The following is a 23,306-nucleotide window of genomic DNA, read 5'->3' as shown; positions in this document are numbered from 1 at the left end:
GATGCAGAAATCACTTATGGTTGCAGGGCTTGCGGCCGGGATGCTTGTGCTTGCCGGTTGTCAGACCACACCCAGTTACAGTTTTTCGGAATGGACGGAACGCCCCCTTGCGGATTCGCGGTTTGACCTTCCGGCGGTATCCAATATTCCGGTGACCAAACTGGAACAGCAGGATCGCAATAACGGGCAGATTCAAAACGAAAAATGGACGCTGAATTGCGGCGAAGGTTTTGTGAACCTGCAATATGTTCCAACCGCGTGGTTTTCGTACGGAACGGAACAACATATCAGCGACCGCGCCCGTTTCACCAGCCCTTATGAAGAAAAAGGGGTTCAGATTTCAGATATTCACACGGTTTCCAACATCAATGGAAAATCGATTGGCTATTACGGCAAGGCCAAATTTCCCGATGGGGAGATTTGCGACGTGGCGAATTTTGCCGTCCGCATGAAACGTGCCCGGACAATCTATGACAATGACCGGGGTGATACAGACACCGCCATCGACATGCTTTATTGTGGCCGGGGCGATCTTGATATGGAAACCCTGACCTCGCGCCTCAGTCTGGTGCAGGACAAATCCGCCTTTGCCATGGCCATCGCCACCCAACCCAAACCATCCTGCATGGCCCCGGCAGGGTCTGCCGACAGCAAACCACTGTCAAAACATTCGGTTGTCGATGGCAACCTGAAATGGGACGGGCAATCGCAAGACACAATCAATGTCTGGCTGCGCCGCAATGAAGACGAGGGGAAATTTGATTTCACCATCGGCAAGACCGGCTGTATCGGCAATTATTACCGCGAAACCGACGATCTTGCCTTTGACGGCGGTTGGAAACTGACCTGTGATGATGGGGCGATGGCATCGGGCAAATTCAATATTGATGACGATGATCGCCTGAATGCCAGCGGCAAGGACCGGAAAAGTAAAAACATCACCTTTTCCATTCCGCTCAAGGCCTAAAACGATGATGGCGGGCGGGGCATTTGTGCCTCGTCCGGCCGACCGGCCTCCCCGGATTTCAGGCACAAAAAAACCCGGCCAGGGCCAGGTTGTTTTGGGGTCCACCAAAAGGTGGTGCCCGGAGGCGGATTCGAACCACCGACACGCGGATTTTCAGTCCACTGCTCTACCAACTGAGCTATCCGGGCATTTCCGTTTCCGGAGCGTTCCCTGCGGAACGAGCGGGGTTATACTAGCTCGTTTGGGGCTTGTCCAGCCTCAAAACGCATTTTTTTCGCCTTAAAATTCGTCTTCATCATCGAGTTCTTCGAGATCGTCCGGTGCCTCGGTTGCCGGGATCGCATAGCCGCCCCCCAGCCATTTTCCCAGATCCAGATCGGCACATCGTTTCGAGCAAAACGGGTGGTATTTTTCATCCACCGGCTTGCCGCACATCGTGCATTTTGACTGTCCTGCTGCCATTTTCTATCCTTCCTGATCGCGAATGCGTTCGACGATAACTTCCATATCCGTCAAATCCGGCCTGTCGCCAATTTGCGGCACGGTTCCCATGCTTTCCTGCAACAGGCGCAAGGATTGCGGATCGGATTGCAATTGCGCGGCCATTCCCGGCGGCACCCAGACCTGATACCGGCCCGCCGGTTGGGACCGCATCCGGGCAATGATTGCGCGCAGGATACCTGCCCGTGCGGCCACCGATAAAAGCGGGCGCGGTGCAGAACCGGCAAAAAACCGGGCCGATAGCGAAACACCGCTGCGCTGGCGGCTGAATTCATAGAGGCCGAGACGGGTAAAACCGCCGATCTGGACATTGCCGGTCATTTCGTCGCCAAAGGCATCGCGCAGGACCTGTTCAAACCGGTCGCGGGCCGGACGTGCGGCCATGCGCAACGGATCAATCACCACAAGGCCGCCGATATTGCGCAGCCGCACCTGGCGGACAATTTCCGTTGCCGCCCGGCAATTGATTGCAAGGGCGCGTTGCCCGGCATTGTCCCCGGCATCCGCGCCGCCGCCATTGATGTCTATGGCGCATAATGCCGTGGCTTCGTCAATCGCCAGCCACGCCCCGTCGCCCAGATCGACCCTTGTGCCAAGGGCGACCTCGATCTGTTCTTCGACACCCTCATGATCAAACAACAGGGACGGGCCGCGATGCACCGCGATATCCGCATCCTCCACGCCCAGCGCCCGCAAATAACCGCGCAGGCGGATATGTTCTGCCGCCCCATCGACCACACAGGCCCCACCCTGCATGACATGTCGTTCGATCAGCTGATCGGCATCCGACAGGGCCTGAAAAATCTGTTTGGGGCCGGTTGCGATTTTTTGGGCGGCAAGGCTGTCGCGCCAGATCTGGCGCAGCCGTTTGAATTCACCCTCAATCGCCGTATCGGGCCAGTCCAGCGCCACACTGCGCAAGGTCAGGCTTTCACCTTCGGCGGCAAGGCGGCGCAACAGGGCGGTCAACTGATCGCGGCGGGCCTCGTCTTTCAGCTTGCGCGGGACGTCAATCACCCCGCCATGCGGCCGGTAAATCAGCCCCAGACCTTCCAGCGAAATCCGTCCGGTCAGTTTCGGCCCCTTGTCTTCAAATCCCAGACGCGCGATTTGCACAATCACCCACTGGCCTTCATGAAGGGGGCCGTCGCTGCGATCAAAGGGCAACAATCCGTCGGCCACCCCGTCAAGGGCGACCATCGCCGCCTTTATTTCCGGCAACACCCGGCGGACCCGCCCGACATGCACGTCAAAGCGCGCCGGACCACCCCGGTCAATCAATAGCCGGTCCAGACGGCCCGCACAGATTTGCGCCACCCGGCGTTCTGCCGTCACGGCATCAATCAAAAGCCGGGTTTGCGCCACATCTGTCGGCGTCATATCAGGTTTCCTTTGGCCAGAATCCCAGCCCGCGCAACATTGCATCGGCATCATAAAGCGACAGGCCCACGACATTGCTGTATGACCCGGCAATATCGCGGATGAAGGTTGCGGCCAGCCCCTGAATGCCATAGGCACCGGCCTTGCCGCGCCATTCGTCGCTGGCGATATAGCGCGCCAGATCGCCTTCGTCCAGACGGCGGAAAATTACCCGTGTTTCGACAACTCGGGTGCGTACCGTGCCGCCCGGCGCAATCACACAAATGCCGCCATAAACCCGGTGCCGCCGCCCGGCCAGAAGTTTCAGGAATTTTCCGGCTTCGTCCGCATCGGCGGCCTTGCCCAGTTCGCGCTGACCGCAGGCAACCACCGTATCGGCGGCCAGAATGAAACAACCGGCATGATCCCCGGCAATCGCACGGGCCTTTTGTTCGGCCAGACGCAGGGCAAGACGGCGCGGCGATTCATCGCGCAACGGCGTTTCATCGATATCGGCCGGCACCACCGCCGTCGGGACAATGCCGATCTGGGCCAGCAATTCAAGACGGCGTGGCGATGCAGACGCCAGAATGAGTTTGGTCAAATCGCATCCCCCCGCCGGAACATATTCCGGCATTCTGACACTCGATCACACATGCCAAAACCACCCATATGCCCGGTCCGTCACATCCGCTGGAATGACAGAACAGGCAGGGCAGTTTACAGACATCGGCGCAAAACACTTTACGGCGCGCCAGGCGATGCCGTCAAATCCTGCTGCGCGTGAAAAGTCCGGATTATTTGAAACGGAAAGTAATACGACCCTTGGTCAGGTCATAAGGCGTCATTTCAACGCTGACACGGTCGCCCGCCAGTACGCGAATACGGTTTTTACGCATCTTGCCCGATGTGTGGGCAAGAATTTCGTGATCATTGTCCAGCTTCACGCGAAACATCGCATTGGGCAAAAGTTCCGTGATAGTGCCCTGAAACTCGATAACGTCTTCTTTAGCCATGTGGTTCCTAACTTCTGTGCTGCAACACCAATTACCGGTTGGCGCAAACTGCTCCGATCACGCAAAAAGGTCAAGCCCTTTCGCATGGAAACAGCGCGCCCCGGCATTGTGTTGCGTGCATATTGACCGGGATATGGGTAGCATATCGCAAAATGCAAACCCGGAGCCTGTCATGCCCGTTACCCCCACCCCGACCATCCGCCCGGCAAACCGCAATGATGCCACCGACATTCACCGCATGCTGGTTGCCATTGCCAGGGCCACCGGCCATGACAGCAAGATCACCAGCACGGCGGACGACATCGCCCGGGACGGTTTTGGCCCCCGACCGGCCTTTCAGGCCCTGATTGGCGAACAGGACGGGCGCGCGGTTGCGCTGTGTCTTTATTTTGCCAGCTATTCCACCTTTCGCGGCAAACCGGGCATTTATGTTCAGGATTTGTATGTGGACCCCGATTTGCGCGGCAGCGGATTTGCCCAACGGCTTTTGGCCCGTGCTGTTGCCCGCGCCCATGCGGATGGGTGTGCCTATTTGCGGCTGTCGGTCGATGCCCGCAATGCGGCCGGGCAAAAATTTTATGTCAAAACCGGCATGCGGGCGGCAGATGAGGAACGGATTTTTGTGCTGGACGGGAATGCCTTCATGGCCCTTGCCCGGACCGGCTAAACCCTTGGCGCGGGGCCGACCGGGAAGCGTTGCAAAATGCGTTTTTTCAGCTGATCGCGGACCTGACGATAGGCCTCAAGCCGCACTTCGCGCGATCCTTCGACCATGGTGGCGTCAAACGTATTCCAGAATTCAACATCGCAGGCCATGGTCCGGGTCATTTCGACGGCGCGGTGCTGTGCCTCTGGTGACAGGGTAATGATCAGGTCAAAAAAACCGTCTTCCAGTTGGTCAAAGGTTTTGGGTTTGTATTTTGAAATATCCAGCCCGATTTCATCCATCACGGCGATGGCAAAGCCGTCGGGGCTTCCGGCCCGCAGGCCGCAGGCCTCCACATAGATACGGTTGCCATGATAATGCCGCATCAGGGCATAGGCCATCACGGACCGGACCGCGTTATAGCTGCACGCAAACAGGATGGCGCCGGGAAGCTCATCCATCACTGTCCCTTAACCCCGAATATGAAGGACACAAACAAGGGTAAACAGGCGTCGCGCCGTATTTTCGTCGATGGTCACCTTGTCAACCAGCAATTCGCGCAGTTGTTCCGACCCTTCGTTATGCAGGCCGCGCCGGGCCATATCGATGGTTTCGATCTGGGCGGCGGATGCCTTTTTGATCGCGTCGTAATAGCTTTCGCAGATCATGAAATAATCTTTGACAATCCGGCGAAACGGGGTGAGCGGCAGGATGATGGTGGTCAGGTTTTCTGCATCATTATCGCCGCGCACATCCATATAGATGCGGTTGTCCTCAATGCGCAGATGCACAGAATACGGGCCTTCAAACCCGCCTGCCGGTTCAAAATGATTGTCTTCGAGCAGGTCGTAAATCGCCACGGCCTGTTCATGTTCGACCTCGGGGCGGCGACGGACGGTATATTTTTCGTCCAGATAGATCCCGGCGATGGATTGGGTGTTTAATGTGCCTGTTGCCATCTCTATCTCCTGCGCCTTTGCCCCTGTTGAGTCCCAGCTTACATGCGGTTGGACCGGATCGCTACTGAAAGTCCATGCGCCTGCAAACCTTCGCTTTCGGCCAGCCTGATTGCCGCCGGGCCAATTTTTGCCAGGGCCTCGGGCGTGCATTTGATCAATGACGACCGTTTGACAAAATCCAGAACGCCCAACCCCGATGAAAACCGCGCAGATCGTGCCGTTGGCAACACATGGTTTGGCCCGGCGACATAATCGCCGATGGCCTCGGGCGTGTAGCGGCCCAGAAAAATCGCCCCGGCATGATGGATCTGATCCGCCATGCCATCCGGGTCATCCACCGCCAGTTCCAGATGTTCCGGTGCCAGCCGGTCCACCAGTGCCGGAGCCTGCGACAAATCATCAACCAGAACAATTGCACCAAAGTCGCGCCAGCTTGCCCCGGCAATTTCGGCGCGTGGCAGGGTTTCCAGATGTTTGTCAATCGCCACCTGAACCCGGTCGGCAAAGCCGGCATCATCGGTAATCAAAATCGATTGTGCCACCGGGTCATGTTCCGCCTGCGACAGCAAATCTGCCGCCACCCAGGCCGGATCATTGCTGCCATCTGCCACCACCAGAATTTCCGACGGCCCGGCGATCATATCAATACCGACCTGCCCGAAGACCCGGCGTTTGGCCGCCGCCACAAAGGCATTGCCCGGCCCGACGATCTTGTCCACCGGTTTGATGGTTTCGGTGCCATAGGCAAGGGCGGCCACCGCCTGCGCCCCGCCAATCCGGTAAATTTCATCCACCCCGGCAATGCGGGCAGCGGCCAGAACCAGCGGGTTCATTTTATCATCGGGGGTCGGCACCACCATCACCAGCCGCGCCACCCCGGCGACCTTGGCGGGAATGGCATTCATCAGAACCGATGACGGATAGGACGCCAGCCCCCCCGGCACATAAAGCCCCGCCGCCGAGACCGCCCGCCAGCGCCAGCCCAGTTCGACGCCATCGGCATCGGTATAGCGCGCATCTTCGGGCATCTGTTTTGCGTGATAGGCCCGAATGCGGGTCGCCGCCGTTTTCAGGGCCGCCAGCAAGTCCGGCTCGATAGATGCCAGGGCCGCATCCACCTCGTCCCGGCTGACTGCCATATCGGCGGCCGAGATATTCACCCGGTCAAACCGGTTGGTATATTCGACCACCGCCGCATCGCCGCGTTTGCGCACATCAGCAATGATATCGGCGACAACGGCGTCAACATCGGCATCCGATTCGCGCTTCATCCCCAAAAGATTCTGAAAGGCGGATTCAAAATCCGCATCGCGCGTGGAAAGTCTAAGCACCATTGCACACCTCGGAAAAACGGTCGATCCACGGCTGAATTTCGGTCGGGCGGGTTTTCAGCGCCGCCCGGTTGACGATCAGGCGCGATGTCACATCGGCGATATGTTCGATTTCACGCAAGCCATTGGCGCGCAGGGTATTGCCGGTTGACACCAGATCGACAATCCGGCGGCACAGGCCCAGCGTCGGGGCCAGTTCCATCGCGCCATTCAGTTTGATGCATTCGGCCTGAACGCCGCGTGCCGCAAAATGACGGCGGGTCACATGCGGATATTTGGTGGCAACCCGGACATGCGACCAGCGCGACGGATCATCGCCCTCGACCATTTCTTCGAGTTCCGCCACGGCCAGACGGCAATGACCGATATTGAGATCCAGCGGCGCATAAATTTCGGAATAATCAAATTCCATCAGCACATCATTGCCGCACACCCCGATATGGGCGGCGCCAAAGGCCACAAAGGTCGCAACATCAAAACTGCGCACCCGGATGATATCGATATTGGGATGGTTGGTGGCAAAACGCAGCGCCCGGGATTTCGGGTCGTCAAAGGCGGCCTCGGGTTCGATCCCGGCGGACCGGACCAGCGGCATTACCTCGTCAAGAATGCGGCCCTTGGGCAGGGCCAGCACCAGCTTTGCGTCGTCACTCATCACTTGTTCGCCTTGCATGCATTTCAATCCGACCTGCGGGGCAATGATGCCCCGTGCCGTTATCCCTTGACCCGTTCGATCTGCGCGCCGCAGGCCGCCAGCTTTTCTTCCAGCCGTTCATAGCCGCGATCCAGATGATAAACCCGGCTGATCACGGTTTCGCCTTCGGCGGCCAACCCGGCCAGCACCATCGATACCGATGCCCGCAAATCGGTTGCCATGACTTCGGCACCGGACAATTTTGACACACCGCGCACGATTGCCGAACGGCCATGCACATTGATGTCCGTACCCATGCGGCTTAATTCCGGCACATGCATGAACCGGTTTTCAAAAATGGTTTCCGTGATCATGGATGCGCCATTGGCCACCGCCATCAGCGCCATGAATTGCGCCTGCATGTCCGTCGGGAAACCGGGAAAGGGTTCGGTCATCACATCGACCCCTTTCAGGGTCGCACGGTTGCCGCGCACGATCATGCCCGTGTCGGTTGCCTCAACCACCACCCCGGCCATCCGCATGACATCGATCAGGGCTTCGACCAGATCGATCCGGGTGCCGGTCAGTTCAATCTCGCCACCGGTAATGGCGGCGGCAATTGCATAGGTGCCGGTTTCAATGCGGTCCGGCACCACCGAATATTCCGCCCCGTGCAGGCGCGGCTTGCCGGTGACTTTCAGGGTATCGGTGCCGATCCCGTCAATTTCAGCGCCCATCGCCACCAGACAATGCGCCAGATCAATAATTTCAGGTTCCCGTGCGGCATTGGCAATCACCGTCACCCCGTCGGCCAGCGATGCCGCCATCAGGGCATTTTCGGTGCCACCGACGGTGACTTGCGGAAACAGGATATGGCCGCCCTTCAGGCCTTCGGGCGCACGCGCCTCGATATATCCCTCGGTCAGGATGATTTCAGCGCCCATTGCTTCCAGCGCCTTGAGGTGCAAATCAACCGGGCGGTTGCCAATCGCACAGCCACCAGGCAAGGACACGCGGGCAACGCCGCAACGGGCAACCAGCGGCCCCAGAACCAGCACCGATGCCCGCATTTTACGAACCAGATCATAGGGGGCGGTGGTCGAAACGATTTCCTTTGCCCGCATGTCCAGAACCCGACCGGTATGGCCGCCATTGGGTGCATGACCGTTCAGATGCAGGGACACACCATGCTGGGTCAGCAATTTGGCCATCGACGTGATATCGTCCAGATGCGGCAAATTTGACAGCGACAGGGTGTCGTCTGTCAGCAGGCTGGCGGCCATCAATGGCAGGGCGGCATTCTTGGCACCGCCAATGGCGATTTTACCCTGCAACCGGCGACCACCGGAAATCTTGATCTTGTCCATTCAATCCTCATCCGGTCGCGCCTGTGCGCGACAATTTTGTCTGTGTGCGTGCTGCGTTTATCACAAACGCGGCAATGTCACACCTTTCTGGCCCATATATTTTCCGGCGCGATCCGCATAGGAGGTTTCGCACAGGCTGTCGGCTTTCAGGAAAATAAACTGACAGGCCCCTTCATTGGCGTAAATTTTGGCGGGCAACGGCGTGGTATTGGAAAATTCCAGCGTCACATGCCCTTCCCATTCCGGTTCCAGCGGCGTGACATTGACGATAATACCACACCGCGCATAGGTCGATTTTCCCAGACAAATGACCAGTGTGTCGCGCGGAATGCGGAAATATTCCACCGTGCGCGCCAGGGCGAAACTGTTGGGCGGGATCACGCAGACATCGGTCTGACGGTTGACAAACCCCTGATCGGAAAAATTCTTGGGATCGACAATCACCGAATCGACATTGGTGAAAATTTTGAATTCATCGGCGACACGGGCGTCATAGCCATAGGAACTGACACCGTAGGAAATCACACCTTCTCGGCGGAACCCGTCCACAAACGGCTCGATCATGCCGTTTTCCTGCGCCTGCTGGCGTATCCAGTGATCTGGCCGTACCGACATTTTCACGCCCTCTGTTTTAAATTTGCCCTTGCGCCCATCGTTTTACCCGCCCCGGGCCTGCAAGATCAACCAGCCGATGCACCGTCATGGATTTGGCGATGATTTTTTGTCGTCAGGATGCCTTGTCGTCACCATCATCTGCGGCCTCGGACAGATTGGCATCATCATTGTCACTGCCATTATTGTCGTCATCGGCCTTGCGCGATCTTTGCTGTTGCTTGCGCCGTGCCAGATTGGCGCGCAGGGCTTCGGCCTCACGTTTCAGGCGCTGGGGTGAGGGGATCGGTTTGGGTTGTTTCTTTTTTGGGGTCATCTGACAATCTGCTGATAATTTTCTGTTTCCACCAATGGTCAGGCCTGCCTTGCAAAACGGCTTGAACCCGGTGAAAGGCAAGACCGGAACCTTCCGGCACTTTGCGCACATATTCGGGCTTGACCAGACGCTAGGCAGTAGCCTATAACCCGCCCGCACTGCAAGGGTTCTTGCTGCCGTAGCTCAGGGGTAGAGCACTCCCTTGGTAAGGGAGAGGTCGAGAGTTCAAATCTCTCCGGCAGCACCATTTCCCACCCCGCCCTGCATCATGCTGCCGTAGCTCAGGGGTAGAGCACTCCCTTGGTAAGGGAGAGGTCGAGAGTTCAAATCTCTCCGGCAGCACCATTTCCAAAATCGACATTATTGCCCGATGGCGGCAACAGGTTAGCTTCGGGATAATACAGACGTCTTGTCTCGCCCCAGATTTCTCAAAACAGATTGCGTACTGACATTAGCGTCGGGTCGATACCAAGTGTTTTCCGGCACAGTATCGCAAGCATCACCGGATATCCGGCAATCGACAAAGATGCGACGGTCACACCTCCGCCCAGACCATATTGTTGCATGGCAACAAACAATCCAACCAACGTGACAACCGCCCAGACTGCAACGATTTTGGTCGCAGCCCGGTGGATTCCTGTCATATTAAGCAAGGAAATCCCCGGCCCCGCGGCAGCATGAATGATGTATGCAATCAACATCATGCGCAAATATGACACAGCCCCTTGGTAAGCATCCCCAAATACAGATAGCAAAAAAGGAGCAAATACATAGAAAACTGTGCAAACCGGCAATGCAACAGCCATGGAAAAAGCCGTTGCCCTGGTTACCAGAGACTGCAATTCTTTGTTGTTACCTGCTGCCATAGCCTTTGAAAGAAAAGGTGTTATGACCGAATTAACCGCTGTAAGTGCAAATGCAACCAGCATGGCAAGGCGCATGACAGCACCAAGTTCGCCAGCATCAAATGCGGAGAGGAGCATACCGGCAAGAATAACCGGGGACTGATTAAGAAGTGCTATCGACAAATTAGAGAAAAGAACATTCCATCCAAGCTGCAGCCAATGGCGAATTTCTTTCATTCCAATATTAAAATGCCCTTGCCAGTTGATATGCCGCCCCTTTATCACCAGCCATAGGCACGTCATATTGGCGAAAAAAAGTGCGGCAGCATAAGCACCAATGATGGAAAGCAAGGTAAGCTTCTCGGTCAGGGCAAACTGTAGCAGTAGCAATATTGTACCAAATGCGAATGGTCGTGCAATCGCCTCGCTGGCAACAGCTCTTGATACATTTGCATCGGCACGGATCGCGCTTTGCATAACCGCAAGACCGACTGAAAGCGGCAAACATATTCCGGCTGACAATCCGATCCACCACGAATAGTCGCGAATATAAATCAGGATGCCGCACAAAATCGCGCCACCCAGGATTGAGAGAAAGCCAGAAAACAACAGGACGAAACGCTGCATGCCACTGACAAGGTTTTTGCGGCCTTCCTGCCTGTATTTAGGCAAGAACCGGACAATTGCAGCATCCATCCCGAATGTCGCAACAGGAGTGGCGGTAATAATCAATCCGAGAACGACGCTAAAAAAGCCAAACAGTTCCTGCCCGCCATATCGCGAGATAAAGACACTGGCCAAAAACATCATCCCGGCGGAAAATGCGTTGGCGAACAGGACGAAGAAACTGGCGAATTTCACGAGAATTTACCCGTAAAAAGTCCGATACCATTCGACAAATTTTGTAATCCCGGTTTCGATGGATGTTGCAGGCTTGAAACCCACTGCATCGGTCAGGGCCTGCACATCGGCATAAGTGGCCGGAACATCACCTGCCTGCAAGGGCAGCATGTTTTTTTGTGCCGTCTGCCCCACAGCCTTTTCCAACGTTTCAATCATATGCATCAGTTCAACCGGATTATTGTTGCCGATGTTAAACACCCGGTAGGGTGCCGAACTGGTGGCCGGGTCCGGTTTGGCCGGGTTCCAGTCGGGATTGGGGGCCGCGATGGTTGAAATGCAGCGATACACACCTTCGACGATATCATCAATATAGGTGAAATCGCGGCGCATCTTGCCCTGATTGAACACATCAATCGCCCGGCCTTCCATGATCGCCTTTGTAAACAGGAACAGCGCCATGTCGGGCCGCCCCCACGGTCCATAAACCGTGAAAAACCGCAAACCGGTCGTCGGCAGATCATAAAGATGGCTATAGGTATGGGCCATCAGTTCATTGGCCTTTTTCGAGGCCGCATAAAGGCTGATCGGGTGATCGACATTGTGATGCACCGAAAACGGCATTTCGGTATTCATGCCATAGACGGAACTGCTTGAGGCATAAACCAGATGCTTCACACCGTTATGGCGGCATCCTTCCAGAATATTGGTAAAACCGACCAGATTGGCATCAATATAGGCATGCGGATTTTCCAGTGAATAACGCACCCCGGCCTGCGCTGCGAGATTAACCACATAGGCCGGTTTTTCGCGCGCAAACAGATTGGCGATGCCGTCACGATCTTCAAGATTCATTTTCACAAACCGGAAACCGTCACGCCCTTCAAGCTGCGCCAGCCGGGCCTTTTTCAGATTCACATCGTAATAATCATTCAGATTGTCGAGACCGATCACATTGCTGCCCTGATCCAGCAGCTTGCAGCACAAATGAAACCCGATAAAGCCGGCAGCCCCGGTCACCAGCACGGTTTCGTTTGCAGGAATGACAAATGACGACATGATTGATCCTTGAAAATACCTCTGGCGCCATGATCCTCGAACCGGACCTGTCGCCAAACAACCTGCAAAGGCAGGACACATAAAGCCCCGTGCTTCCTCTAACAGCCCGCAGCAAACCGTGCAAGTCCAAGCCGTCCCATTCAGGGCAATCGGACCGTCCTCACAACGCACAAGACTCAATACCGCATTTCTGTTATGGTTTTGTCTGTTTTGACGGGTGAATGGAAAACGGTCCAGCCATGATGATTGGCTCTGGCAGTCTGGTTTCGGCGCAGGATAACGGGCGGCTCGGGATTGTTCTGAATGCTCAGGAAATCTCGAAATCGCCACAAGGGCAGGTTCTGACACGCTATCAGGCCGTCGAACTGGCACGCCCGGCTCCTTTGACTCCAGTGCCCCCGGCTGAAAATACCGGGACGATCACACAAACAAAACTGGTTGATCCGCGCACCCTGACCGCTGCACAGGCCCGCGATGCCGGTCTCAGTACATCAGAATATCGCGAAGCCCTTGCAGGCGATCAAGACGATCCTGAAGCACCGCCGACGTCCCAAACAACCGACAGCGACAGCCCCTTTGACCTCAACCCTGCGGAAAAAGCCCGTGTGACCGAATTGCAATCGCGCGATGCGGCGGTGCGTCAGGAAGAAACCCGGCATGCGGCGGCGGCCGGTCAATATGCTTCTGCCCCGCAATATCAATATACGGTTGGTCCGGATGGCAAATCCTATGCTATCGCCGGGCATGTTGACGTCAAAATCAATACCAGCGGCAGCCCGGAAGATGTTGAGCGGGCGATATCGATACTGCAAAATGCGGCCATGGCCCCCAATGCCCCCTCCGGGGCCGATATGGCGGCTTATCGAAAAGCCACCCTGCTTCAGGGCACAAACGGCGGCAAGATGGAAGAAACAGCAAACCCATCCCGTCAGAATGACATCGCGTTTCGTCCTGAAACTCAGCCCCCCGGATTCATGATTGATTTTGGCACCTGACAAAACACCCCTTGCGGGTTTTGGGCGGCCAAAAAAGAATTGTTGCAGCAATGCCCTATGCGACCGGCAGCATACACGAAAACAAGCCCCGAAACTTACCACCCTTTGGTATAGTAACCCTTGCAAGAAGATGACTCTCCTGTTTGACAGAACCGCAGAATTATTTAATTCTGCGGGCGCGCGCTGACACCGCACGGGGAAATTTATTATTTTGCACATTTCGCATCGTCAGGATGCGGGATCGCACGGCTGAACAATCATCATGATTGAACTCAGACCACAAAAGGTACGGCAAAAAAACATGAACATCCTGCTTGCAGACGACCATGATCTTGTCCGAGACGGCATCACGTCCTTCCTGAAAACGGCGGCACCTGATGTTGTGATCTCACAGGCAAAAGATTTCGGCGAAGCCTTGGCCATTGTCGATAGCGAGACGGCCATCGAACTGACCATTCTTGATCTCAATATGCCGGGCATGAACGGGTTGTCGGGACTGACGGTCATGCGGCAGAAGCACCCCAATATTCCGGTGGTGATTTTGTCCGGATCGGTCAAGCGCGGGGATGTTCTCAATGCGCTTGAACACGGGGCGTCGGGTTATCTTCCCAAAACCCTGTCGGGAAAATCCCTGATCAATGCCTTGCGTCTTGTGATGTCGGGGGAAAAATACATTCCCTCTGCGTTGCTGGAAGATGATGGCGGCACGATCCGTCCGGGTGAAATTGATCTGGATGGCCTGACGCCGGACAATCCTTTACGACGCCTGACCAACCGCGAACGCGAGGTTCTGGCCCTGCTGACCAAAGGTCTTTCCAACAAGGAAATCGCCAAGCAGCTCAGCGTGCGCGAAATTACCGTCAAGGTCCATCTGACCGGTATTTTCAAAAAGCTGGGTGCCGCCAACCGTACCCAGGCAGTCAAAATTGCCATGCAACTGGGATGGGAAGCCTGACAGGTTTCAATCCTTGCATATATGTTCTGCAAAAACCCGGCGCATTTGCCGGGTTTTTCCTTAAGGCCTGTCAGGGCACCAGAACCTGTTCCAGTTCCCGGATTGTCGCCAGCAATTCCTTAAGATTCAGTGGCTTTGCCATCACCGTCACCGGGGCATCATCGCCCAGCACCAGGGGTTTATCCGCATCGCCTGGATGACCGGTCATGACGATGACCGGCAAGGATGGATTGCGTTCGCGCAAGGCCCGCACCAGCGTATTGCCATCCATATGGGGCATGCGAATATCGGTAATCAGGATATCGGGGGACGTAACGCCCGCCATGGCAAGGGCATCATCCCCATCGCTGGCCGCTGTCACGGCATAACCCTGCCCTTCCAGATAGGCCGCGATGATTTCCATGGCGTCCACCTCATCATCCACCACCATCACCCGGACCCCGCCTTTGCGCTTTGGATCGGAAGATTTTTTTATTTCCGACACCGGCACAGACAACAGATCATCGGCACCATTTTGCTGTTCGGAAGAAGGACCCACCTGCACCGTGGGCAGGACAATTTCAAAACAGGCCCCGTCCCCTTCATTGCGGGCCTCAATTTCCCCGCCCATGCTTTCAATGATGCCAAAACTGACCGACAGGCCAAGCCCCGTCCCCTTGCCCACATCCTTGGTCGTGAAAAACGGATGAAAAATCAGGTCTATGGCGTCTTCGGGAATGCCGCCGCCATTATCATTCACGGCGATACGCAACAATTCCTCGTCCGGGTCCACCATTGCCGTCACCCGGATCAGACCGCCGATGCTGTTGGTATCGCCCTGATTTTCGACAATGGCATCCCGCGCATTGGTCAGCAAATTGACAATCACCTGTTCCAGCTGCACCAGACGTCCGGAAACCTGACAATTTTCAAGCGGGGCAACAACATCGACCGTAATCCCGGCCAGATGGCAATCATGTTCCACCATATCGATTGCCCGCATGACCGCCTGCACCGGATTGAACAATTCAAAATCATCTTCGTCCGGTCGGCTGTAAATGCCCAGATGGCGAATGATTTCCGCCATGCGTTCGGTCTGGTCACTGATCAGACCCAGTTTTTCCTGCTGGAACCGTGGTTGAACCTGTTCAATTTCATATTGCAGCAAACAGGTATCGGCCGCCATGCGGATGACATTAAGCGGCTGGTTCATCTCATGGGCCACCGATGCCGCCATTTCGCCCAATGTCGCCAGCTTTGACGTCTGGACAAGTTGCCGTTCCACCTTGCGCCGTTCTGTCACATCTTCGGCGACAATCAGCATTGCGGCTTCGCCCTCGTGGGTAAAGGCAATCGCCGATACTTCCAGTTCGACAGTGTCGCCATTTTCCCGACGATACAAAATGACGTAATCCGCCCGGCCATTATAACCGCGGGCATAACGGTCAATATGTTCCTGCATGATTTCGCGGCTGTCGGGATGAAGCATTTCAAGAATGCTGCGCCCGATCAGGGCGTCGGCATTCTCCACCCCCAAAATCGCAACACCCTGCCGGTTGATATAGGAAATCTGATCCCCGGTCAGAACGGCAATCAGTTCCGGGGCCAGTTCCACCAGCTTGCGATATCGTTCTTCGCTTTCTTTCAGGGCCCGTTCTGCACGGGACCGTTCAATCGCATAGCGGATGGAGCGGCGAATGATCCGGCCATCGGGGAATTCCTTGGTCAGATAATCTTCTGCACCGTGTTGCAGGGCCTCAAAGGCCAGTTCTTCATCCTTGTGCCCGGTCAGAACCACAATCGGAATCTGACCATCCGCATCGCGAATACGGCGAATTGTCGCGATCCCCGATGAATCGGGCAATGTCAGATCCAGCAAAACGACGTCAAACCGTCCCTCGCCATCATGCCCGGCCAACACGGCAAGGGCAGATGACAGATCGACGACATGACGAATGACGAACTGTTCACCGGTTTCTTCCAGCAAGGTCTGCACCAGAAAAGCGTCACCAGGATTATCTTCAACCAGTAAAATTCGGAATTGTTGTTCTGTCATGTTTTCCGGTGTCAGTCAGAGGATGTATCAGGGATCAATATGCGCAGTTCTATCATGCGATGACACGGCATGCTTCACAAGCATCAGGTTATACCATCCACAAGACATCACCCTGCTTACCGAGACAGGCTCTCGAAAACATTGCCTGCCGGAGCATGGCCCAGAACATTGCTGCGATGCCAAAGCGCATAGAACAGCAAATGCCACGCCGCAGCTCCTTCCTTTTTCCCCGGCGTCACAAACAGTTTTTCGACCATGCCGGGACGGGCAATTTCCTCAATACCGGGCTGGGTGGCGACCAACGGCCCCAGTCTTTTGCCTTCCTTGCCAATCCATTCGCCGACAGGCACGGTAAAACCACGTTTTTTGGTAAATGGCTTTGCCACTGGCAAACAGCGATCCAGCCAGTTGCGGAGCATGAATTTTCCGGTACGCCCCCGAATTTTCAGCCGGTCCGGCAGACGATAGGCAAATTCGGCGACTTCCGGATCCAGAAACGGCGTGCGCCCCTCAAGTCCATGTACCATCAGGCAACGATCCAGCTTGATCAATAAATCATTGGGCAGCCAATCGGCGCAATCAACAGCCTGGGCCACGGCAAGACGACTGCGCCTGCCCCGCTTTTCCCGTATTTCGGCAGAGACCATGCCATCGCGCCAGCCGCGTATAATCTCGGGCCGCAACACATCCAATCCGTCGAAGGTCCCTCTGGTGCGCATTCCCCGACCACCCAGCAGAAACGGTCGCATGACAGAACGATAGCGCCCGTAACCCGCAAACATCTCATCCCCCCCTTCGCCGCTCAGCACAACCTTGAAATCACGGGCGACTTCCCGTGCCAGTTTGAAGGTCGGCAAAATGGCGTAATCGGCGGCAGGATCATCCATTGCGGCGGCAACTGCGGGCAGCAAAGACCAGAAATCACACTCGTCAAACATAACCTCGACATGGCGTGCATTACAGGATTTGACCACCTCATGGGCCTGTTCACGTTCATCATAGACACTTCCGGAGTCAAAGGCTGCCGTATAGGCCCAGACCGGACGTTCGTTCAGGCGGCTCATCATGGCCAGCAGGGCCGCGCTATCCACCCCACCCGACAAAAACATGGCATAATCGACATCAGACCGTTGATGCAGTCGCACCGTTTCCTCAAATACCCGATCCCAATCGACCAATGCTTCCTCAAGACTGATACCATTCACGCCCTGATCACTCAGCACCAGACGACGATGGCGATCAACAATCCGTCCGTTTTTCAAAACAAGCGTTTCACCGGGCAAGAGCCGTTCAATACCGGTAAATATGGTGTCACCACCTGTGGTGAATTGTAGCTGCAACACTTCTGCCCGCGCCTCGGCCCGCACTTCCGCCCCCGCCAGTCCAGCCACAATCAAGGCATGCGGTTCGGAGGCAAAGGCAAAATAGGCATCGGTTTCAACGTAATATAACGGCTTGATCCCGAACGGATCCCGACACAGGATCAGGCTGTTATCCTGTGGATCATGAATGGCGAATGCGTACATGCCGCGCAGAAGATCAAACCCGGCAACACCATCACGCGCATAAAGCCGCAAAGCAATCTCGCTGTCCGATCCGGTTTTAAATCCGGCCTCACCCAGATCGCGGCGTAATTCGACATAATTATAGATTTCACCATTAGCGACAAGAACCGATCCGTTTTCATGAAAGAGGGGTTGATCGCCCGAAGCAAGATCAATAATCGCCAACCGGGTCTGTACCAGCCCGACCGCCCCCTTGACATAACGTCCGTCACCATCCGGCCCGCGATGCGCAAGCCCGTCCCGCAAACGGTCCAGAATTTCCTCAGATGGGGATTGTCCCTTCTTGCCAAAATACCCTGCAATGCCGCACATCAGCCCACAATCCCGTCAAAAAATTCTTTATAACACCGAACCACGATCTGTTCTGTGAATTGCGTCTCGAAAGCGGAGCGTCCGTTGACGGTCAAACGCTGCTGCAATGCCCGATCATGGATAACTTCGGACAAATCGGCAGCAAGGGCATCAATATCCTCAAGCGGCGATAAAAGTCCGGTTTCACCTTGTTCAATCAGCTGCAACGGTCCCTGACTTGCCTGCGCAACCACCGGGCAGTCATGCGCCCATGCTTCGATTACCATATTGCCCAGCGGCTCATAACGAGATGATGCGCAAAAAACATCACACGTTGCAAACAATGCCGCGACATCTCGCCGCCATCCCAAAAAACGAACCCGGTTCTCAATCCCCTCATCTCTCGCAAGTTGCTGCAAATCCTTTTTCAGATCGCCGCTACCCGCAATCCACAAATAGGCATCAGGAACTTTGCGAAACGCCCGGATCAGATTGTCAAACCCCTTGCTCTCATGCAGCCGACCAAGGCCAAGCACCAACGGCACATTGTCGGGGGTATCAAATAACGCCCGGTCCAACGGCCCAGCGACCATCGCATCAACGAAATTTGGCAAATAATGGGCACGTTCTGCAGGCCAGCCATTTTTAACGATATAATCAACTATATCGTGTGTATTGCCAATCAGATGGTCAAAATTTCTGAAATTTTTCAGTTTGTAATAACCACCCAAACGCGCAACCCGAACATAATCGCCTGTTGGCATCATCCGGCTGGCCCGGTTCATCCATGTCAGGACGATCTTGGGTTTGTGCTGCTTTACCAAACGGCGTAACCCAAATGGTGTGCGCAGATCAAACCTCCCACCAAAAGGCAACTCGGCAAAGGGGACACCGGCGGCTTGCAATATCTGGTTGCGGGCTTCATTCGGTCTGATTGCGCAAAACTGGTCGATCCCGGCACGCTGAAACCCGCATGCCAAACGCACAAAAAACTCTTCAGCGCCACCCACCGCACTCCCGGCCATGGCCTGCAACAGGTACGTCACTGCGCCAACCTTTCAAAAGCTTGCGCCACCTGATCCCAGTTCCAAGCACGCCCTGAAGACAGGGCCGCTTTATGTTGACGCAACCAAAGAGAATTGTCATTCAAGAGGTTTGCAGTATACCGTGCAAAAAGATCGTCATCATCGGTCACAAATCCGGTTTCACCATCGACAATGCGTTCCGCAACACACCCGATATCCTGAACAACACAAGGAATACCCATCGCCTGAGATTCTGCCAAAGCAAGACAAAAAGTTTCACCTATATCCCCACGATAAGGCATAACGCGTGCGATCTTCATTTCTTCAATTAGTTGTGCTTTTGGAACAGGTCCGCGCAAGATGATTCCCTTGTTCCGCAACGTTGCAGCATGATCCAGTATCTCTTTCATTCTCTGCGCTTTTTGATCACCTGTGACCCCATAAGTTTGAGGTCCGGCAAATAGGTGTAATTCTGCATCCGGCGATAAGGGATGTATTTTTTGCGCCCACAAATCCACAAGCCAGTTCAAGGAACGAAGAGGATTAGAAGTAAATATTGCTCGTTTTCTGGATATCGCAGATTCCGAACATACTTCAAGGAAACGGTCCTCAATTCCACAGGGAATCACAACGCGTTCAGCAGAAGGCACCCACGCAGGACATGTCGCCAAATGATAAGCGCCCGAAAAAACAATTACAGGATTTATCCGCCACAGAGGTAGAAGATAGCGCCATTTTAACAAATATCCTGCTGGATTATGTACCCAAAATACATTGCGTTTAGCTCTCGGCATTGCACCGATCAAACGATGTCCACGGTTGGCTATATAAATATCCACACTATCAGGAAATCCTCTGCCAATTGGCTGCCATTTCACTCCGTTATTCTCATGTAATTTAGTACAATTATTTATAACGGTCACATCATGTCCGCGAGCAGACAGTGCTTCAGCAAGCGAAATGAATGCCGTTTCTGCTCCACCTAACGCTCGTTGGCTAAGGGTAAAACCGTCAAAATGGATACCATCATCCGCCAAAATGATACGCATAGCAGTCTATTTATCCTCATATTTTGCCTTGATGTATGAAATTATGGGGAACAAACCTGCAAAAAGGGCAACAAGAAAACCCAATCCTCCCTCGCGATATCCCTTGCGAAGAAAATAGCACTTAAAGAACCGCATAATCATTCGACGAAAATTATTTACAAATGACCCTATGCTGCCACTGTCCCGCAAATCAGCAGCTCGGGCGGTGCTATAGCTGTCAAGACGCCGAATCATGTCAGAGATATTACGATCAACATAATGGCGAACAGGATGACGCAGACTTGGCCCTTTCACACCGTCAAATTTTACAGCAGGGTGTACACGTTGCGGCCCCCAATGTTTGATTCCTCGGCGAAATAACCCCCCATATGCAGGTTTGCCAAAGGACGCCCCCCACCCGTACCGAACCAGTCTTGAACCGATATAATTATCGACTGGCAGATCATGATACGCATAGGAACTGAACTTAACCGTTTGACGTATTTCTTCTGCGAGTTCTGGCGAAACATGTTCGTCTGCATCAACTTCGACAATCCAGTCCCCACCAGCTTGAGAAAGCGCAAAATTACGACGTTCACCTTCAATTTCCCACATTCCAACAAAGACTTTTGCCCCAAATGACGTTGCGATCTCTGCTGTCATGTCCGTGCATTTATCGCATAAAACGATGATTTCATCGGCAAACGATACATGTTCAAGACAAGAAGGTAATCTAGCCTCTTCGTTATGAGCCGTAATTACGACCGAAATTTTCGGAGACATAACAATCACTTTTGCATATCCGTCTTTGCCAATAAATTTTCTGCTGCTTTGATAACTCTATCAACAGGTAATCCATCCATCAAACTGTCAGATGACCGCCAATTTGCCCCACCCGACCAAATCTCGTCATAACTCATGTCAGTGCGAACAAAAGCCGTTTTTCGACCATATGGCCCATAATTTTCTGGACGGCTTGGCCCAAACAATCCCAGTGTCGGCACAGCAGCGGCAGCCGCCATATGCATGAGGCCACTATCATTTCCGACGTAAAGGTCTGCACGTTGCAGACAAGCTTGAATTGTCAGAAGATTTTCATCCCCAAAAATAACAGTGCGATGATTTTCATTCACTGAGGCAATAACAGATTCAGCAATCCTACGCTCAGCAGGAGCCCCAACCAAAAGGACGTGCGCCTCCGGCAACAACCCGTCGAAGTCGGTAAGCTTGACAATAGCCTCGGAAAAAGAACGCGCCGGCCATATTTTCCCCCCCCAATTTGCAGCAGGACCGATAACAAGCAATTTTCGACCATGCAATTTTAAAATTTCTTCAGCTCTCGCATCATCTTGCGGTCGTGTCCAGATTTTGGGCAAGGGTGGCGGCATCACACCAATCAGCCGCCCCAACTGTTCCACCCGGTGGATACTGTCATCATTGCCGTTAAGGACGATACGTTTGCGGCCCGGCAGGGTATAGGCAATCGCACTGCCGCGCAGATCAATGATGATATCCCACCAGGTGCCGACCACCGACTTCCACAATTTCCACCAATGCCCGCCGCGTTTTTGCTTGGGCATTTCGATGATGCGGTCCAGCCCCGGTACCGCTTCAAAAATCGGGGCGGCAACCGGGCCGCAGGCAATTGTGACTCGAATATCTGGATATGTTTCGACAAAATGGCGCAAAACCGATGTCGAAAGCACCGCATCGCCCAACCGGTTCGAGGTGATAAACAACAACCGCAAGGTCAGAATTTCTCCAGATCGGCGGCAACATCCTGCCAGACGCGCACATCCTTGCATGCCGCCGCGGACAGGCTGTCAAAGAATGTTTTATCGCCCAGCAACTGGGTCACGACATTGCCATATGCCGGCGCATCGGGAACGATATAGCCGGTCCGTCCGTTTTCAAGGCGGTCATTGGCAATGCCGCCAAACGACACCACCGGCGTCCCGGCGGCCAACGCATCGCACAGCCATTGCCCGACATGGTCGTGCGCGGTCGCCCCTTTGCCTTTGCCCTTGCCATGATGCAACCATGCCCGCGCCCCGGCGATCCGGGTTGCCATGTCCTGTTCGGCCATCGGTTTGCAAACGCGAACACCCTTGCCAAGGCTGTCGCGCACCAGATCGGCCACCGCGTCGGAAACCGGGCTTTCAAGTCCTGCCAGCGCGTCACACAGATCGGCGGAATAAACTTCCAGCACAGTGTCATCTGTGCCGCGCAGCACATGATCATTCCATGTGGCAATAATATCAACCAGCCCGTCCTGCCAGCCCGCCACCGTAACGGCCACAGGCTGACGCGCGGCAAATCCGGTATGATCCTGCCCTGCCGCCACAAAGGCCGGGCAGGCACCGGGTGCCGTCACCCGGGCGGCAATTGCCAGATCATCGGCAAAGGCGGATTTTTGGCGTTTGTCGGGGAAAAACAACCGGGCCTTGTGCGACAACATCGTCAGCCGCGCCCCGGCATCGTCCAGCAATGCCACATCGCCATCAAACCAGAGCCAGCACCCGGCCCCCCTGACAATCGAAGAATGCGCCAATAATACCGGATCACGCCACGCCAGGACGCGGTCCATGCCCAATCCGTCAAACGGGGCAGCGTCGCTGTCAATCTGCCGCCATGCCACACCGTTCAGGTCCAGATCAGCCCCCCCGGCACGGCGGGCTTCGACCCGGTGCCCCAGGGCGGCGAAACCTTCGGCAAGGGCAATAAAGCCGCGTTGCCGCGCACCAAGTGGCCGGGCAGTGCGGTCATCGGGATCAAAGCCGATAGAACGATCAAGCATCAATATTTTCATATCTGCGTTCTAAAGGATGGCCGGGGCCTTGCCAAGGCCTGCCGTCAACACATCATCAGATTATGCCCCATCCATGCCCGCCCTTGCCAAAGCCGTCGCTTTACCCCACATTTCGGCCAACGAATTCCGATACAACGGAGCCTTTTCAGAA

24 protein-coding genes and 3 tRNA genes are annotated in these 23,306 nt (G+C 54.9%); 6 read left to right on the top strand and 21 right to left on the bottom strand.

The features are described 5' to 3' along the window. Position 1 precedes the first annotated feature (1 nt). Positions 2-967, top strand: a complete 966-nt coding sequence (locus tag Q8O73_RS01580) for a hypothetical protein (protein ID WP_305553893.1) — start codon at positions 2-4, stop codon at positions 965-967. A 112-nt stretch (positions 968-1,079) separates the two neighbouring features. Here Q8O73_RS01580 and Q8O73_RS01575 read toward each other — a convergent pair. The 5 genes from Q8O73_RS01575 to infA form a co-directional block, all read right to left on the bottom strand. Continuing rightward, a tRNA-Phe gene (locus tag Q8O73_RS01575) sits at positions 1,080-1,155 on the bottom strand. A 91-nt stretch (positions 1,156-1,246) separates the two neighbouring features. After that, positions 1,247-1,429, bottom strand: coding sequence for a DNA gyrase inhibitor YacG (locus Q8O73_RS01570; RefSeq protein ID WP_305553891.1), 183 nt, complete (start codon positions 1,427-1,429; stop codon positions 1,247-1,249). Between the two features lie 3 nt (positions 1,430-1,432). After that, positions 1,433-2,848 carry a ribonuclease E/G gene (locus Q8O73_RS01565; RefSeq protein WP_305553888.1) on the bottom strand — a complete coding sequence of 472 codons (1,416 nt, stop codon included), beginning with the start codon at positions 2,846-2,848 and terminating at the stop codon, positions 1,433-1,435. 1 nt (position 2,849) lies between these two features. After that, complete coding sequence (locus Q8O73_RS01560) at positions 2,850-3,431, bottom strand: nucleoside triphosphate pyrophosphatase (protein ID WP_305553885.1); 582 nt, start codon at positions 3,429-3,431, stop codon at positions 2,850-2,852. 193 nt (positions 3,432-3,624) lie between these two features. Continuing rightward, entirely contained in the window at positions 3,625-3,843 is a 219-nt protein-coding gene (gene infA / locus Q8O73_RS01555) for a translation initiation factor IF-1 (protein WP_305553882.1), read from the bottom strand. Positions 3,844-4,015: 172 nt separating this feature from the next. Between infA and Q8O73_RS01550 the strand changes: the two genes are divergently transcribed. After that, positions 4,016-4,510: a GNAT family N-acetyltransferase gene (locus Q8O73_RS01550; RefSeq protein WP_305553880.1), complete on the top strand. Its 495-nt coding sequence runs from the start codon at positions 4,016-4,018 to the stop codon at positions 4,508-4,510. Here the strand turns inward: Q8O73_RS01550 and Q8O73_RS01545 are convergent. From Q8O73_RS01545 to Q8O73_RS01515, 7 genes are all read right to left on the bottom strand, one after another. Beyond that, positions 4,507-4,953 (bottom strand): low molecular weight phosphatase family protein, encoded by a 447-nt coding sequence (locus tag Q8O73_RS01545; RefSeq protein WP_305553877.1) that lies wholly within the window; start codon positions 4,951-4,953, stop codon positions 4,507-4,509. The two genes, Q8O73_RS01550 and Q8O73_RS01545, sit on opposite strands and share 4 nt — an antisense overlap. Positions 4,954-4,959: 6 nt before the next feature. Then, positions 4,960-5,448, bottom strand: a complete 489-nt coding sequence (locus Q8O73_RS01540; protein ID WP_305553874.1) for a UPF0262 family protein — start codon at positions 5,446-5,448, stop codon at positions 4,960-4,962. A gap of 38 nt (positions 5,449-5,486) precedes the next feature. After that, entirely contained in the window at positions 5,487-6,782 is a 1,296-nt protein-coding gene (gene hisD, locus Q8O73_RS01535) for a histidinol dehydrogenase (protein WP_305553870.1), read from the bottom strand. After that, entirely contained in the window at positions 6,772-7,434 is a 663-nt protein-coding gene (gene hisG, locus Q8O73_RS01530) for an ATP phosphoribosyltransferase (RefSeq protein ID WP_305553867.1), read from the bottom strand. The genes hisD and hisG overlap by 11 nt, the downstream gene beginning before the upstream one ends. A gap of 59 nt (positions 7,435-7,493) precedes the next feature. Beyond that, the gene (murA, locus tag Q8O73_RS01525) at positions 7,494-8,780 is read right to left on the bottom strand and encodes a UDP-N-acetylglucosamine 1-carboxyvinyltransferase (protein WP_305553864.1); all 1,287 of its coding nucleotides are present in this window, start codon (positions 8,778-8,780) and stop codon (positions 7,494-7,496) included. Positions 8,781-8,840: 60 nt separating this feature from the next. Then, positions 8,841-9,395, bottom strand: coding sequence for a dCTP deaminase (gene dcd, locus Q8O73_RS01520; protein WP_305553861.1), 555 nt, complete (start codon positions 9,393-9,395; stop codon positions 8,841-8,843). A gap of 112 nt (positions 9,396-9,507) precedes the next feature. Then, positions 9,508-9,708, bottom strand: a complete 201-nt coding sequence (locus Q8O73_RS01515; protein ID WP_305553858.1) for a hypothetical protein — start codon at positions 9,706-9,708, stop codon at positions 9,508-9,510. Between the two features lie 172 nt (positions 9,709-9,880). Here Q8O73_RS01515 and Q8O73_RS01510 point away from each other — a divergent pair. After that, a tRNA-Thr gene (locus Q8O73_RS01510) sits at positions 9,881-9,955 on the top strand. Between the two features lie 23 nt (positions 9,956-9,978). Then, positions 9,979-10,053, top strand: a tRNA-Thr gene (locus Q8O73_RS01505). 83 nt (positions 10,054-10,136) lie between these two features. On the opposite strand, the gene Q8O73_RS01500 is transcribed toward Q8O73_RS01505, so the two are convergent. Together Q8O73_RS01500 and Q8O73_RS01495 are read right to left on the bottom strand one after the other, a co-directional pair. After that, a complete protein-coding gene (locus Q8O73_RS01500) occupies positions 10,137-11,414 on the bottom strand; it encodes an oligosaccharide flippase family protein (protein ID WP_305553855.1) in 1,278 nt (425 codons plus the stop codon). Positions 11,415-11,420: 6 nt separating this feature from the next. Further along, positions 11,421-12,452, bottom strand: coding sequence for an NAD-dependent epimerase (locus tag Q8O73_RS01495; RefSeq protein ID WP_305553852.1), 1,032 nt, complete (start codon positions 12,450-12,452; stop codon positions 11,421-11,423). Between the two features lie 221 nt (positions 12,453-12,673). Here Q8O73_RS01495 and Q8O73_RS01490 point away from each other — a divergent pair, with 221 nt between their 5' ends. Further along, positions 12,674-13,447, top strand: coding sequence for a putative metalloprotease CJM1_0395 family protein (locus Q8O73_RS01490; protein WP_305553849.1), 774 nt, complete (start codon positions 12,674-12,676; stop codon positions 13,445-13,447). Positions 13,448-13,748: 301 nt separating this feature from the next. Further along, positions 13,749-14,402 carry a response regulator transcription factor gene (locus tag Q8O73_RS01485; protein WP_305553846.1) on the top strand — a complete coding sequence of 218 codons (654 nt, stop codon included), beginning with the start codon at positions 13,749-13,751 and terminating at the stop codon, positions 14,400-14,402. A 70-nt stretch (positions 14,403-14,472) separates the two neighbouring features. On the opposite strand, the gene Q8O73_RS01480 is transcribed toward Q8O73_RS01485, so the two are convergent. The 7 genes from Q8O73_RS01480 to Q8O73_RS01450 all read right to left on the bottom strand — a co-directional run bounded on the left by Q8O73_RS01480 (position 14,473) and on the right by Q8O73_RS01450 (position 23,143). Beyond that, complete coding sequence (locus tag Q8O73_RS01480; RefSeq protein ID WP_305553843.1) at positions 14,473-16,437, bottom strand: response regulator; 1,965 nt, start codon at positions 16,435-16,437, stop codon at positions 14,473-14,475. 116 nt (positions 16,438-16,553) lie between these two features. Next, positions 16,554-18,314, bottom strand: a complete 1,761-nt coding sequence (asnB, locus tag Q8O73_RS01475; RefSeq protein ID WP_305553840.1) for an asparagine synthase (glutamine-hydrolyzing) — start codon at positions 18,312-18,314, stop codon at positions 16,554-16,556. After that, the gene (locus Q8O73_RS01470; RefSeq protein ID WP_305553837.1) at positions 18,314-19,339 is read right to left on the bottom strand and encodes a glycosyltransferase; all 1,026 of its coding nucleotides are present in this window, start codon (positions 19,337-19,339) and stop codon (positions 18,314-18,316) included. Before Q8O73_RS01470 ends, asnB begins: the two co-directional genes overlap by 1 nt. Next, a complete protein-coding gene (locus tag Q8O73_RS01465; RefSeq protein ID WP_305553834.1) occupies positions 19,336-20,367 on the bottom strand; it encodes a glycosyltransferase family 4 protein in 1,032 nt (343 codons plus the stop codon). The genes Q8O73_RS01470 and Q8O73_RS01465 overlap by 4 nt, the downstream gene beginning before the upstream one ends. A gap of 6 nt (positions 20,368-20,373) precedes the next feature. Beyond that, on the bottom strand, positions 20,374-21,129 hold the full coding sequence (locus tag Q8O73_RS01460; protein ID WP_305553919.1) for a glycosyltransferase family 2 protein: 756 nt from the start codon (positions 21,127-21,129) through the stop codon (positions 20,374-20,376). Between the two features lie 5 nt (positions 21,130-21,134). Then, positions 21,135-22,094, bottom strand: a complete 960-nt coding sequence (locus tag Q8O73_RS01455) for a glycosyltransferase family 9 protein (RefSeq protein WP_305553831.1) — start codon at positions 22,092-22,094, stop codon at positions 21,135-21,137. A gap of 2 nt (positions 22,095-22,096) precedes the next feature. After that, positions 22,097-23,143, bottom strand: coding sequence for a glycosyltransferase (locus Q8O73_RS01450; protein ID WP_305553828.1), 1,047 nt, complete (start codon positions 23,141-23,143; stop codon positions 22,097-22,099). Positions 23,144-23,306 lie beyond the last annotated feature (163 nt).

It is taken from the genome of Thalassospira sp., from assembly GCF_030690045.1.
GTDB lineage: Bacteria > Pseudomonadota > Alphaproteobacteria > Rhodospirillales > Thalassospiraceae > Thalassospira.
This window is presented reverse-complemented; position numbering and strand designations above follow the sequence as displayed.

Coding starts and splice junctions, on each gene's coding strand:
- Q8O73_RS01580 (WP_305553893.1), top strand. CDS start 2: ATGCAGAAATCACTTATGGTTGCAGGGCTTGCGGCCGGGATGCTTGTG.
- Q8O73_RS01570 (WP_305553891.1), bottom strand. CDS start 1,429: ATGGCAGCAGGACAGTCAAAATGCACGATGTGCGGCAAGCCGGTGGAT.
- Q8O73_RS01565 (WP_305553888.1), bottom strand. CDS start 2,848: ATGACGCCGACAGATGTGGCGCAAACCCGGCTTTTGATTGATGCCGTG.
- infA (WP_305553882.1), bottom strand. CDS start 3,843: ATGGCTAAAGAAGACGTTATCGAGTTTCAGGGCACTATCACGGAACTT.
- Q8O73_RS01550 (WP_305553880.1), top strand. CDS start 4,016: ATGCCCGTTACCCCCACCCCGACCATCCGCCCGGCAAACCGCAATGAT.
- Q8O73_RS01540 (WP_305553874.1), bottom strand. CDS start 5,448: ATGGCAACAGGCACATTAAACACCCAATCCATCGCCGGGATCTATCTG.
- hisD (WP_305553870.1), bottom strand. CDS start 6,782: ATGGTGCTTAGACTTTCCACGCGCGATGCGGATTTTGAATCCGCCTTT.
- hisG (WP_305553867.1), bottom strand. CDS start 7,434: ATGAGTGACGACGCAAAGCTGGTGCTGGCCCTGCCCAAGGGCCGCATT.
- murA (WP_305553864.1), bottom strand. CDS start 8,780: ATGGACAAGATCAAGATTTCCGGTGGTCGCCGGTTGCAGGGTAAAATC.
- dcd (WP_305553861.1), bottom strand. CDS start 9,395: ATGTCGGTACGGCCAGATCACTGGATACGCCAGCAGGCGCAGGAAAAC.
- Q8O73_RS01515 (WP_305553858.1), bottom strand. CDS start 9,708: ATGACCCCAAAAAAGAAACAACCCAAACCGATCCCCTCACCCCAGCGC.
- Q8O73_RS01495 (WP_305553852.1), bottom strand. CDS start 12,452: ATGTCGTCATTTGTCATTCCTGCAAACGAAACCGTGCTGGTGACCGGG.
- Q8O73_RS01490 (WP_305553849.1), top strand. CDS start 12,674: ATGGAAAACGGTCCAGCCATGATGATTGGCTCTGGCAGTCTGGTTTCG.
- Q8O73_RS01485 (WP_305553846.1), top strand. CDS start 13,749: ATGAACATCCTGCTTGCAGACGACCATGATCTTGTCCGAGACGGCATC.
- Q8O73_RS01480 (WP_305553843.1), bottom strand. CDS start 16,437: ATGACAGAACAACAATTCCGAATTTTACTGGTTGAAGATAATCCTGGT.
- asnB (WP_305553840.1), bottom strand. CDS start 18,314: ATGTGCGGCATTGCAGGGTATTTTGGCAAGAAGGGACAATCCCCATCT.
- Q8O73_RS01465 (WP_305553834.1), bottom strand. CDS start 20,367: ATGCGTATCATTTTGGCGGATGATGGTATCCATTTTGACGGTTTTACC.
- Q8O73_RS01460 (WP_305553919.1), bottom strand. CDS start 21,129: ATGTCTCCGAAAATTTCGGTCGTAATTACGGCTCATAACGAAGAGGCT.
- Q8O73_RS01450 (WP_305553828.1), bottom strand. CDS start 23,143: ATGCTTGATCGTTCTATCGGCTTTGATCCCGATGACCGCACTGCCCGG.